The sequence below is a fragment of the Veillonella sp. S13053-19 genome (assembly GCF_002959835.1).
Lineage (GTDB): Bacteria > Bacillota > Negativicutes > Veillonellales > Veillonellaceae > Veillonella > Veillonella rogosae.
The window spans coordinates 225,520-239,004 of sequence record NZ_PPDA01000015.1 but is presented as its reverse complement, the minus strand read 5'-3'; the positions used below and the strand labels follow the sequence as shown (position 1 = coordinate 239,004).

The following is a 13,485-nucleotide window of genomic DNA, read 5'->3' as shown; positions in this document are numbered from 1 at the left end:
CTTATTAAAAGCCTATAACTCTCTAGTGGTGTTAATTAATACAGAGACAATGTTTCGATATTTAGATGAAACATTGGTGTTAGATAAAGAATGTCCGAGGACTAATAACCCTATTGAAGGTGGGGTAAACGCACAACTCAGACGTTTATTGCGGTACCATCGAGGGATGTCTGTAGAAAAACGCATAAAAGCGGTCTTTTGGTGGTGTTATTTACACTCACCAAGACCGCTTCCTGCAAAAGAAATACTTAAGGTAATGCCAACTGATGCGAGTATTTCTAAAATATATAGATCTATGAATGAAAGAGCCCAACTTCAAGGCATAATTCCAACTTGGGGGGATGCCATTTCTTGGGGTGATTTGCATAACTATGACAAATTATCTTTCAATGATTGGGATTAAAGTACCAACACGTTTTGTCCTATAACCCGAATATTTATAAAGAACATATAAAAATCTCGATGTAGATATGAAAAATCCGCATTATTTCTATAGAATTCGATATTTTTTATTTTTACAACAACTTGGCTTTTACTCATCAAAAAAAATGATAACTTAAAAATAATGTGATGGAAAACACAATGTTTGTATATGTTTTGAGCTATTGGTGAATATGCTTGCATAATTACAAATAACTTTGATGCATATTATCGTTGCATTTTTGTGCATATAGAATTATAATCAAGTTAAGGAACCTAACAAAAAATTAGGTTGTCAAAAAATTAGTTAGAATGAATCTCAACATACTAATTAATTCGCGGGCTGAAGCTTTCAGTCCACAAAATAGTAACCAATACCGATGAGAGGAAGGTTATTTTATGAGTACACTAGAACGATTACAGGTGATAGCTCATGGGTTGGCCGCTCAATTTGGGCCTTCTTGTGAGGTATTGATTCACGACTTGCAGCGTGATATCGATACATCGCTTGTATATATTGAAAATGGTACCATAACGAATCGTCATGTTGGCGATGGACCATCTCATGCCGTTTTAGATGTACTAAGTTATGACGACGGTAGCGAAGGTCGATTCGGTTATCTTACAAAAACTAAGGATGGTCGAATATTAAAATCATCTACTATGTATATCCGTGATGATACGGGGCGCATAGCCTACTTGCTAGGGATTAACCAAGACATAACCGAGCTAGTTATGATGCATCGGGCCTTGGATAGTTTAGTAAATACAGGTCAAGGTGATGCTGGATCTGTTGAAAAAATTACTACAAGCGTGACAGAACTGTTAGATGATTTATTATTAGAAGCAGAACGTTTAGTGGGGAAACCTGGGCCACTGATGAGTAAGGTGGAACGTCTTAAAGCTATTACCTACTTAAATGAAAAAGGGGCTTTTCTTATCTCTAAATCTTCAGAGAAGATAGCAGAGTATTTTAATATTTCTAAGTTTACCCTTTATAGTGATTTAAATACTGTAAAGGAAGAATCCTAGGAGGCAAATATGGAACGAATTCAGTGGAAACGTAATACGATGGCACCATCTAGCGACAAGTTTTTGTCGGTTATGGATGTTAGAGAAATTAAGAAAGCTAAAGCGTTTCACGAAAGTTTCCCGCAATATACGGTAACTCCACTTGTTTCACTTAAGAATTTAGCATCTTATATCGGTGTTGATTCTCTCTTCGTAAAAGATGAGTCCTATCGCTTTGGTCTAAATGCTTTCAAAGTGTTGGGCGGTTCTTATGCGATGGGTAAATATGTGGCTCAACAACTTGGTAAAACAGTTGAAGATGTACCATATGATGTATTAACATCTGCAAAATTAAAAGAAGAATTCGGCCAAGCTACATTCTTCACTGCAACTGATGGTAACCACGGTCGCGGCGTAGCATGGGCTGCAAATAAATTAGGTCAAAAATCTGTAGTATTCATGCCAAAAGGCTCCACAGAATACCGCAGAAAACAAATCGAAAATGAAGGTGCTACAGTAACAATCGAAGATTTCAACTACGATGAATGTGTACGTCTAGCAACTAAAAAATCTAAAGAAGTGCCAAATGGTGTTGTAGTTCAAGATACAGCATGGGAAGGTTACGAAGAAATTCCAAACTGGATCATGCAAGGCTATGGCACAATGGCTATGGAAACGGCAGCTCAATTAGAAGCTGAAAACTGCAAAGTTCCAACTCATGTATTCGTACAAGCTGGTGTAGGTTCTCTTGCTGGTTCCGTAGTAGGTTACTTCACTAACTTATATAGCAATGCAGCTAAAAAACCTAAATTGGTTGTTGTTGAAGCAGAAGCAGCAGCTTGCTTGTACAAAGGCGCTGTAGCTGATGATGGGGAACCTCGCATTGTTGAAGGCGATCTTGATACAATCATGGCAGGCTTAGCATGTGGCGAACCAAATACAGTTTCTTGGGATATCTTAAGAAACCACGCAGACGTATTCGTATCTGCTCCAGACTGGGTAGCACGTTTAGGTATGCGCGTTGGTGGTGCACCAATTAAAGGCGATACTCCAATTACAACTGGTGAGTCTGGTGCGGTTCCATTAGGTCTTGTAATGGCACTTATGACAATGCCAGAATATGAAGACTTACGCAAAGAGTTAGAATTAGATGCGTCTTCAAAGGTACTCTGTTTCTCCACTGAAGGTGATACAGACCCTGAAAGATATAAAAACATTATGTGGTACGGTGAAGATCGTTAGGAGGCATTAATTATGGATTTACAAGCAATTAAACAAGCAGCGGGTACTTATGGCCCAGCAATGACAAAGTTCTTACGTGAAATCGTAGCTTTCCCTGGTGAAAGTTCTGAAGAAAAAGAGCACGTTCTACGCATTGAAAAAGAAATGAAAGACCTTGGCTTCGACGAAGTTGAAATAGATCCAATGGGTAACATTCTTGGTTACATGGGTACTGGTAAAACTCTTATCGCTTTCGATGCTCACATTGATACTGTAGGTATCGGTAACCGTGACAACTGGAAATTTGATCCATATGAAGGTTTCGAAGATGAAACACAAATCGGTGGTCGTGGTGTATCTGACCAATTAGGTGGTATCGTATCCGCTGTATACGGTGCTAAAATTATGAAAGATTTAGGCCTTCTTAACGATAAATATCGCGTACTTGTTGTAGGTACAGTTCAAGAAGAAGACTGCGATGGTCTTTGCTGGGAATACATGATTAAAGAACGCAATATTCGTCCTGAATTCGTAGTATCCACTGAGCCAACTGACGGCGGTATCTACCGTGGCCAACGTGGTCGTATGGAAATCCGCGTAGACGTACAAGGCGTATCTTGCCACGGTTCTGCTCCAGAACGCGGTGACAACGCTATCTACAAAATGGCAGACATTCTTCAAGACATCCGTGACTTGAATGCTAACTCTGCTGATGAAAGCACAGCAATTAAAGGTCTTGTAAAAATGCTTGACCCTAAATTCAACCCAGACCACTACGAAGAAGCTCGCTTCTTAGGTCGCGGTACTGTAACTACTTCCCAAATCTTCTACACTTCTCCAAGCCGTTGTGCAGTAGCTGACTCTTGCGCCGTTTCCTTGGACCGTCGTATGACTGCTGGTGAAACATGGCAATCCTGCTTGGCAGAAATCGAAGCATTACCACATGTTCAAAAATATGGTGCGAAAGTATCTATGTACGAATATGCTCGTCCATCCTGGACTGGTTTAACTTATCCAATCGAATGTTACTTCCCAACTTGGGTAATTCCTAAAGATCACAAAGTAACAGAAGCTTTGGAAGAAGCATACACTAGCTTGTATGGCAACGAACGTATCGGTGCAGAAGACACAGTTGAAATGCGTAAAGCTCGCCCATTGACTGATAAATGGACATTCTCCACTAACGGTGTATCCATCATGGGTCGTAACGGCATCCCTTGCATCGGCTTCGGTCCTGGCGCAGAAGCTCAAGCACATGCTCCTAACGAAATCACATGGAAACAAGACCTTGTTACATGTGCAGCTGTATATGCATTATTACCATCCGTATACTGCAAAGACTAATATCACACATTAATTGAATTAGATCTATTTTAAACGGATATAACTAGAAAATAGTTAATTATTAAGGATTTCATATGGTATCTCACCATTTGATGAGGTACCATATAAAGTTAGATTCTAAGTAGCCCTTTAGGGAATTGAAAGAGAGGACTTACAGATGACAGACTTCAATAAAAGTATTGAAACTTTACAAAACTTAGACGTTAGCAAAATGTACGGTGAAGATTTCTTCTTAACATGGGAAAAATCTGATGACGAATTACAAGGTGTTTGGGCTGTAGCTGATGCATTACGTGCTCTTAGAGAACGCAATATATCCACTAAAGTATTTGACAGCGGCCTTGGCATTTCCTTATTCCGCGATAATTCCACAAGAACTCGCTTCTCCTTTGCTTCCGCTTGTAACCTTTTAGGTTTAGAAGTTCAAGACTTAGATGAAGGTAAATCCCAAATCGCTCACGGCGAAACAGTTCGTGAAACAGCTAACATGATCTCCTTCATGGCTGACGTTATCGGTATTCGCGATGACATGTACATTGGTAAAGGTAATGCTTACATGCATGAAGTATCCGATGCAGTTAAAGAAGGTCATGAAGATGGCGTATTAGAACAACGTCCTACACTTGTAAACTTACAATGTGATATCGACCATCCTACACAAATCATGGCTGACGCAGCTCATATCATCAAAGAATTCGGTGGTGTTGAAAACCTTAAAGGTAAAAAACTTGCTATGACTTGGGCATACTCCCCATCTTATGGTAAACCTTTATCCGTTCCTCAAGGTGCTATCGGTTTGTTCACTCGTCTTGGCATGGAAGTTGTATTAGCACATCCTGAAGGCTATGAAGTAATGCCAGAAGTTGAAGAAATCGCTAAAAAACAAGCTGAGGCTTGTGGCGGCTCCTTCCGTAAAACTAACGACATGAAAGATGCTTTCAAAGATGCTGACATCGTATATCCTAAAAGCTGGGCACCATTCGGCGCTATGGAAAAACGTACTAAATTGTACGGTGAAAACGACCATGAAGGCATTAAAGCATTAGAAAAAGTTCTTCTTGAAGAAAATGGTAAACATAAAGATTGGGCTTGTACAGAAGAGATGATGAGTCTCACTAAAGACGGTAAAGCTCTTTACTTACATTGCTTGCCAGCAGATATTACAGGTGTAAGTTGTGAAGAAGGCGAAGTAGACGCAACAGTATTCGATCGCTACCGCGTACCTCTTTACAAAGAAGCAAGCTACAAACCATATGTTATTGCAGCTATGATCTTCTTAAGTAAATTCAAAAATCCTGTAGAAACTTTAAAAGAATTAGAACGGAAGGGAACTGACCGCGTTCAACCGTAAAGTAAAGTTTAGGGGCCATCCGTGTTGATGGCTCCTTTTTATTCTTAATTGTTTGTAATTTGTTATGAGGAATAACATGAGAAAAAGAGTTGTAGTAGCGTTAGGCGGGAATGCGTTAGGTAATTCCCTTCCAGAACAAAAAATTGCTGTAAAAAGTACAGCAAAAACTATCGTTGACTTAGTTGAAGCTGATTGCGACGTAGTCGTAACTCATGGTAATGGCCCACAAATTGGTATGATCAACAATGCGATGGCAGCGTTGACTCGTGAAAAAGAAGGCCAACCAAATACTCCATTATCCGTATGTGTGGCAATGAGCCAAGCTTATATCGGTTATGACTTACAAAATGCACTTCACGAAGAGTTATTAAATCGTGGTATCGAACATTTGCCAACTATGACAATGGTTACGCAAGTATTGGTTGATAAAAATGACCCAGCTTTCAAAAATCCTACAAAACCAATTGGTCACTTCATGACTAAGGAAGAAGCTGAACACGCAGAAAAAAATTACGATTACGTTGTAAAAGAAGACTCCGGCCGTGGCTATCGCCGCGTGGTAGCATCTCCAGCACCTAAAGAAATCATCGAGTTAGAAGCTATTAAAGGTTTAGTGGGCAAACAATTGATCGTCGCTTGTGGTGGCGGCGGTATCCCTGTAACTAGAGAAGGTAATGAACTTCATGGTGCAGCAGCCGTTATCGACAAAGACTGGACTAGTAGCTTATTGGCACAACAAATTGATGCTGATGTACTCGTTATCTTAACTGCTGTTGAAAAAGTTGCTATTAACTTTGGTACAGAAAAAGAACAATGGTTAGACGAAATCTCTGTTGAAAAAGCTAAAGAATATATTGAAGCAGGCGAGTTTGGCGAAGGTTCTATGAAACCTAAAGTAGAAGCAGCTGTTGCATTTGCTGAATCTCAAAAAGGCCGTGTTGCGATTATCACATTATTAGAAAAATCTAAAGATGGTATAGCAGGAAAAACAGGTACACGTATCGTATTATAATAATATGTAGATTTATAAGTATGCATTTCAACGTTTTGTTGAGGAGGTGCCCACATGATTATTTTAGGGAAAGGTACTGTTATTACTCGCGACGCTGATAGACCTATCATTTATGATGGTGCTGTTGCTATCGACGGGACTCAAATTGTTGATATTGGTACATATGATGAGTTATGTAAAACTTATGCAAATGCAGAAATCATTGACGCTCATGGCGGCTTGATTATGCCTGGTTTTATCAATGCACATCATCATATTTACTCCGCTCTTGCACGAGGCTTATCGTTACCAGGTCCAGCACCGACTAACTTCGGTGAAATCTTGGAAAGACTTTGGTTCTACTTAGATAATAAATTGACAGCTCCTGATGTAAAAGCAAGCGCATTACTTACGTATTTAGGCTGTATCGAAAATGGTGTAACTACTATTTTTGACCACCATGCTTCTTATGGTGAAGTTCATAACAGCTTATCTGTTATTGCTGATGTAGCCAAACAGTTCGGCGTTCGTTCTTGTTTATGCTACGAAGTATCTGACCGCAACGGCGTAGATCAAATGAAAGCTGCTGTTGCAGAAAACGTACGCTTTGGTAAAGAAGCAAAACAAGATCCATCAAGACTTGCTGCTATGATGGGCTTACATGCATCCTTTACGCTAAGCCCTGAAACATTAGATTATGTTAAAGCTCACAATGAAGATAAATTAGGTTATCATGTTCATGTTGCAGAAGGCCCTGAAGATGTGGCAGATAGTAAAGAAAAATATGGCATGACACCTGTTAGACGCCTTGTAGAGACTGGCATTTTAGGTCCTAAGAGTATTGCAGGTCACTGCGTACACGTAACAGACCAAGATGTAGAATTATTGAAAGAATCTCAAGCTAAGGTTGTACACAACCCAGAAAGTAACATGGGTAATGCATTAGGCACAACAGATATCTTGAAACTATTAGGTGCAGGTATCACAGTTGGTCTAGGTACAGATGGTTACACAAATGACATGCTCGAATCTTACAAAGTAGCAAACTGCCTTGTAAAACATGAGCAACATAAACCATATGTAGGCTGGGGTGAAGTTCCTCATATGCTATTTGAAAACAACCGCAAAATGGCGAATGAATTCTTCGATACTACAGTTGGCATCCTTAAAAAAGGTGCCGCAGCTGACGTAATCGTTCTTGATTACGCAGCACCAACGCCACTTGATGAAAATAACATCAATGGTCACTTATTATTCGGTGCTAATGGTATGTATGTGGTGACAACTATTAGTGATGGTGTACCACGTATGATCGATCGTAAGTTACAAGGCATCGACAAAGCTGAAGTAATGAACGAAGTTTTAGCAACATCTAAAGGTTTATGGAAACGACTAAACCCATAACGCAAGCGCTTTAAAGGAGTGTGACATTATGAGTGACATTATGTATCCGGTAAGTTTCGGAAATTTGATGAACCACATTATGACTGAGTACAAGATGTACAATCGTATTTACAATGTAAATAAAATTCATCGTACTAATCATGAACAACGCTTATCTATCTTTGGTAAATCCATTGAAAACCCTGTAGGTCCTGCAGCTGGCCCTAATACACAGTTGGCACAAAATATTGTGGCATCTTATGTAGCTGGTGCTCGTTGCATCGAATTAAAAACTGTACAAATTATGTACGGTGAAGAATTAGGTATTCCTAGACCTTGTATCTACTCTGTAGACGAAACATACAACGTAGAATGGTCTTCCGAATATAGCTGTGATGAAGCTGCTGATGAATACATCAAAGCTTGGTTCGCATTAAAATTAATCTCTAAAGAATTAGGCTTAGGCGATCCAGATGGCTTCTTATTCATCATGAGTGTTGGTTACAACTTAGCTGGTATTAAGAGCCCAATGGTTGATAAATTTATCAACACAATGCGCAGTGCATCTCAATCTCCTATGTGGGATGAATGTAAACAATGGTGTCTTGACCATGTAAATGAATTTGAACATATCGATGCTGATTTCATCAACTCCATTAGCGATGAACTTTGCCAAGCAATCACATTGTCCACAATGCACGGTTGCCCAGCTGAAGAAATCGAATCCATTTGTTCTTACCTCATCAGTGAAAAAGGCCTTCACTTATACTTGAAATGCAACCCTACATTGTTAGGTCCAAAACGCATTAGAGAGTTATTAGATAATGCTGGCTTTGAATACATTGACTTTGAAGATCATCAATTCGAAGTTGACCTTCAATTCGATAAAGCTGTTCCAATGTTAGAACGTCTTATCGCTCTTGGTGAAAAACACAACAAAATCTTTGGCGTTAAATTGACAAATACATTCCCTGTACAAATTCATAACAATGAATTGCCAGGTGAGCAAATGTACATGTCTGGTAAATCCTTGTTACCTGTAACAATTGGTGTAGCTGAGCTTCTCAGTGCTCAATTCGGTGAACGCTTACCAATGTCTTACAGCGGTGGTGCTGTAAAACAAAATATCAAAGCTATCTTTGATTGTGGTATCTGGCCTGTAACAGTATGTACAATTCTTCTACAAGGCGAAGGTTATAATACTTTCAAAAGCTTGGCAGATGAAGTTGAATCTACTGATTACAATGCTGCATTAAAAGTTCATAAAGAACTTATTGCAGAACTTGCTAAAGACATCGCTGAAAATAAAATATTCAAGAAAAGCGATGCAATGAAGAAAAAACGTGAAGCAATGCCATCCTTCCCTGGTACACGTAGCTCTGACTACCACTGCCGCGTAGTGTGTGGTGCTTGCGTTCGCGTATGTCCTAATAGATGTAATGAAGTCGTTACTGTAAATGATGCTAAATTGATCGTCCATGTAGATCAAAGCTGTAATGAGTGTGGTAACTGTGCATGTCATTGCGTAGAACCTTGTCAACCATACAAGGATCGCATTACATTCTTCCACAATGCTGAAGCTTTAGCAGATAGTACAAATGATGGTTTCTACATCACAGGCACTAGCTGTGGTTACCGCTTCAAAGGTGAAGAAGCCGTATGTGACATTGATGCATTACCTGAAGAATTGAAAGGAGTTGTACATGCCTTCTGTAAAGAGCATGTGTACTATGTATCATGATTATCATACAACAAGGGGAATTGGTCTTAACTGATCGAATCCTTACCGGAGATTTATTAATTGATGGCGACAAAATTGTCGCCATCGATGAACACGTTCCTGTTCCAGAAGGAGCTAAAGTTATTGATGCAAAAGGTTGTTATGTATTCCCTGGATTTATAGATCCTCATACACACTTCCAAATGACTAATGCTTTAGCATCTACTGCGGATGATTTTGATAGTGGCACAAAGGCTGCTATCCTTGGCGGGACTACTTCAATTATCAATTTTGCTTCTCCTGAGGAAGGCTCCCTTTGTAAAGGCTTAGAGGTTCATAAGGAGCGTGCCGCAGGGCATTGCTCCTGTGACTACAAATTCCATATGGAACTTGTAGAAATGAATGATACTGTGGCCAGTGAAATCCCAAAAGTGGTTGAAGCTGGTGTATCATCCTTTAAGGTATATTTAGCTTATGGCTTCCGTTTGACGGACCGTGAGATTTATGACGCTATTGAAGCTATTAAACCAACAGGCGCACTTGTAGGAGCTCACTGTGAAAATGGTGATCTCATCGATGCACTCGTAGCTGATAAGCGTAAGCGTGGTGAATTAGATATAAGTAATCATCCACTTACGAGACCAGCTATGATTGAATCCGAATCAATTAAACGATTTAGTACAATCGGCGCTTCTCTAGAGTATCCAGTACATATTGTGCATGTAAGTTCTAAAGAAGGGGTAGAAGAAATCCTTAGAGAACGCGCATTAGGTCATACTGTGACTTGTGAAACATGTCCACAATATTTGGTACTTGATGAATCACGATATAGCTTGCCTAATTATGAAGGTGCTAAATATGTGATGAGTCCACCTCTTAGAACTAAAGTAGATCAAATGACATTAAAGGAAGCCCTAGTAAATGGAACATTCCAAACTATTGGCTCCGATCACTGTAGCTTCAATTTTGAGGATCAAAAACTAAAAAGTCGTCATGACTTTACCCGTATTCCAGGCGGCATTCCAGGCGCTGAGGAGCGGGGCATTGTCGCTTATGATGTATTGGTAAACCAATGCAATATGAGTGCCGTAGATTTTATGAAACTAGTTAGTGAAAACCCAGCGAAACTATATGGCATGTATCCTAAGAAAGGGACATTAGCCATAGGTAGTGATGGGGATATTACAATTGTTGATAAGAGCGTAGAACATGTTCTTTCAAAAGAGTCTGCCCATACAAAGGCTGACTATATACCTTATGAGGGGATATCCGTAACCGGTAAGGTTCGCGATGTAATCCTTAGAGGTCACCATGTGGTACAAGATGGATCCTTAACAGAATCATATCTTGGTGAATGTATTCCTTAATGAAAGGAGGGCTATATATGTACCGCTTTCAAGTGAATGGCACCCAACATGAGGTTCAAGAGGATCAGCGTTTAATTGATTTCTTGCGAGCTGATTTGAAATTAACTGGCACTAAAGAAGGTTGTAGTGCGGGTGCTTGTGGTACGTGTACAGTAATTATAGACGGAAAAAAAGCTAAGGCTTGTGTAAGCAAATTATCCCAATTGGATGGTAAATCAGTTGTAACGATTGAGGGCCTAACTGAGCGGGAAAAAGCAGTATACACTTATGCTTTTGGTGAATGCGGAGCAGTGCAATGTGGCTTCTGTATCCCTGGTATGATTATTAGTGCAAAAGCGTTGATTGACGAAAATAATAACCCTACAGCTGATGATGTTAAAAAAGCTATTTTAGGTAATATTTGTCGTTGTACAGGCTATGTAAAAATCGAAGAAGGCATTATGCTAGCAGCAAAAATGATTCGTGAGAACTTACCAGTTCCTGAAAAAGATAATAATGCTGCTGTAGGTGCTCCTTTACATCGCGTTGACGTAGAGGAAAAAGCATTAGGCACTGGCCAATATGCTGACGATATTCATATGGAAGGTATGATTTACGCTAAAGCATTGCGTTCTAAATATCCTCGTGCTAGAGTCGATCGCATTGATGTTTCTAAAGCGCTTGAACATCCGGCTTGTGTAACAGCTTTGACCGCTAAAGATGTTCCATTCAATAAGACTGGTCACTTGGTACCAGACTGGGATGTGCTCATTGCAGAAGGCGATATCACCCGTTATGTTGGTGATGCTATTGCACTAGTAGCGACAACTGAGAAAAAATACTTAGACGAAGTTCTTGCTCTCGTTGAAGTTGATTATACTGAGTTAGAGCCTGTAGTAGATCCATTAGAAGCATTGAAACCAGATGCACCTCAGTTACATCCAAATGGAAATGTATTGTCTCGTCAAACATTATCTCGTGGCGATGTAGATAAGGCTATTGCAGAGGCTGCATTTGTAGTAACAAATCACTATTCCACACCTCAAACAGACCATGCATTCATGGAGCCTGAATGTGCTGTAGCATATCGTGAAGGCGATGTAATTCATTTACATTCCGGTAGCCAAAACGTTTACGATGATCGCCACGAAGTATCTCGTATGCTTGGCATCCCTGAAGAATCTGTAAAAGTTCATAGCATGCTCGTAGGTGGCGGCTTTGGTGGTAAAGAGGACATGAGTGTACAGCATCATGCTTCTCTTGTAGCTTGGCTCACAGGTAAACCAACTAAGGTTCTATTCTCTCGTCAAGAAAGTCTTAATATTCACCCTAAACGCCATGCGATGGAAATGGATATTACTACTGCTTGTGACGCAGAAGGTAACTTGGTAGCAAGTAAGGTAAACATCGTATCTAACTGTGGTGCATATGCATCCTTAGGTGGTCCTGTACTTCAACGTGCAGGTACACACTCTTGTGGTCCTTACAAATTTGATAACTTTGCCTTTGATGGCGTTTGTGTTTACACAAATACTGTTCCTGGTGGTGCGTTCCGCGGGTTCGGCGTAACACAAACTATCTTTGGTCAAGAACAAAATATTGATGAATTAGCTGCATTGGTAGGTATGGATCCTTGGGAGTTCCGTTATAAAAACGTTGTTCGCCCTGGTGACTCCTTACCAAATGGCCAAATTTGCTCCGAAGAAACTGCATTAGCAGAATGTTTGGAAGCAGTAAAAGATGCATACTATGCATCTGACCGTACAGGTCTTGCAGTATGTTTGAAAAACAGTGGTATCGGTGTAGGTTTACCTGATACTGGCCGCATTATCTTAGAAGTACGTGACGGTAAAGTTCGCATCCGTACTGGCGCAGCTTGTATCGGTCAAGGTATGGCTACTATGGCTACCCAAGTTCTTTGTGAAACAACTGGTTTGACAGCTGACAAAGTATTTGTAGAACGCCCTGATACAGTACGTACACCAGACTCTGGTACAACTACTGCATCTCGTCAAACAGTATTCACTGGTGAAGCAACTCGCAAAGCAAGTCTTCGCTTGAAAGAAATGTTAGAAACTAAGACATTAGAAGAACTGAATGGCGTAGAAATTTATGAAGAGTTCCTTGGTGAAACAGATCCATTCAACTCTGATAAACCACATCCAAAAAACCACGTTGCCTATGGTTACGGTGCTTGTGTAGCAACAATTGGTGAAGATAATAAAATTGCTGATTTACATGTAGCATACGACGTAGGTCGCGTAGTTAACCCACAATCCTGTGCTGGTCAAGCTGAAGGCGGCGCTATCATGGGTATGGGCTTTGCTGTAACAGAAGACTTCCCTTATAAAGATGGCTATGTAACAGCTAAATATGGTACTCTAGGTCTTCTTAGAGCGACACAATGTCCACCAATTCATGTAAATTTGATTGAAAAGGGGACACCAGAACAATATGCATACGGCGCTAAAGGTATTGGTGAAATTTCCAGTATTCCAATTGCACCAGCTATTGCAAATGCGTATCGTCGTATTGACGGAGAACCACGTAGATCTTTGCCAATTCAACATACCGGTTATAAAAAATAGAATATTTGCTTAATGGGTAGGGGCCTTAGGCCCCTAGCTATCAAGGTTCTCACGTGAAGTCGATGAGATTTCTCTAAACTCTATCATGTACGATAGTATGACTATATTAT

At 40.1% G+C, this 13,485-nt stretch carries 9 protein-coding genes and 1 pseudogene; all 10 read left to right on the top strand.

Annotated features, from left to right (window positions below):
* Positions 1 to 403 (top strand): annotated as a pseudogene (locus tag VEHSUH06_RS10520) (IS256 family transposase); the annotation flags it as partial.
* Positions 404 to 819: 416 nt separating this feature from the next.
* Positions 820 to 1,452, top strand: coding sequence for a transcriptional regulator (locus VEHSUH06_RS10515; protein WP_105098847.1), 633 nt, complete (start codon positions 820 to 822; stop codon positions 1,450 to 1,452).
* 9 nt (positions 1,453 to 1,461) lie between these two features.
* Positions 1,462 to 2,673 carry a diaminopropionate ammonia-lyase gene (dpaL, locus tag VEHSUH06_RS10510; RefSeq protein WP_105098846.1) on the top strand — a complete coding sequence of 404 codons (1,212 nt, stop codon included), beginning with the start codon at positions 1,462 to 1,464 and terminating at the stop codon, positions 2,671 to 2,673.
* A 12-nt stretch (positions 2,674 to 2,685) separates the two neighbouring features.
* A complete protein-coding gene (locus tag VEHSUH06_RS10505; protein WP_105098845.1) occupies positions 2,686 to 3,996 on the top strand; it encodes a YgeY family selenium metabolism-linked hydrolase in 1,311 nt (436 codons plus the stop codon).
* A 157-nt stretch (positions 3,997 to 4,153) separates the two neighbouring features.
* On the top strand, positions 4,154 to 5,347 hold the full coding sequence (gene ygeW / locus VEHSUH06_RS10500) for a knotted carbamoyltransferase YgeW (RefSeq protein ID WP_105098844.1): 1,194 nt from the start codon (positions 4,154 to 4,156) through the stop codon (positions 5,345 to 5,347).
* Positions 5,348 to 5,423: 76 nt separating this feature from the next.
* The gene (gene arcC, locus VEHSUH06_RS10495; protein ID WP_105098843.1) at positions 5,424 to 6,359 is read left to right on the top strand and encodes a carbamate kinase; all 936 of its coding nucleotides are present in this window, start codon (positions 5,424 to 5,426) and stop codon (positions 6,357 to 6,359) included.
* A 54-nt stretch (positions 6,360 to 6,413) separates the two neighbouring features.
* Entirely contained in the window at positions 6,414 to 7,742 is a 1,329-nt protein-coding gene (gene ssnA, locus VEHSUH06_RS10490; protein WP_105098842.1) for a putative aminohydrolase SsnA, read from the top strand.
* Between the two features lie 28 nt (positions 7,743 to 7,770).
* Entirely contained in the window at positions 7,771 to 9,462 is a 1,692-nt protein-coding gene (locus VEHSUH06_RS10485; RefSeq protein ID WP_105081983.1) for a selenate reductase, read from the top strand.
* Complete coding sequence (gene hydA, locus VEHSUH06_RS10480; RefSeq protein WP_105098841.1) at positions 9,459 to 10,808, top strand: dihydropyrimidinase; 1,350 nt, start codon at positions 9,459 to 9,461, stop codon at positions 10,806 to 10,808. Before VEHSUH06_RS10485 ends, hydA begins: the two co-directional genes overlap by 4 nt.
* A gap of 17 nt (positions 10,809 to 10,825) precedes the next feature.
* Positions 10,826 to 13,375: a selenium-dependent xanthine dehydrogenase gene (gene xdh, locus VEHSUH06_RS10475; RefSeq protein WP_105098840.1), complete on the top strand. Its 2,550-nt coding sequence runs from the start codon at positions 10,826 to 10,828 to the stop codon at positions 13,373 to 13,375.
* The last annotated feature ends 110 nt before the right edge of the window (positions 13,376 to 13,485 follow it).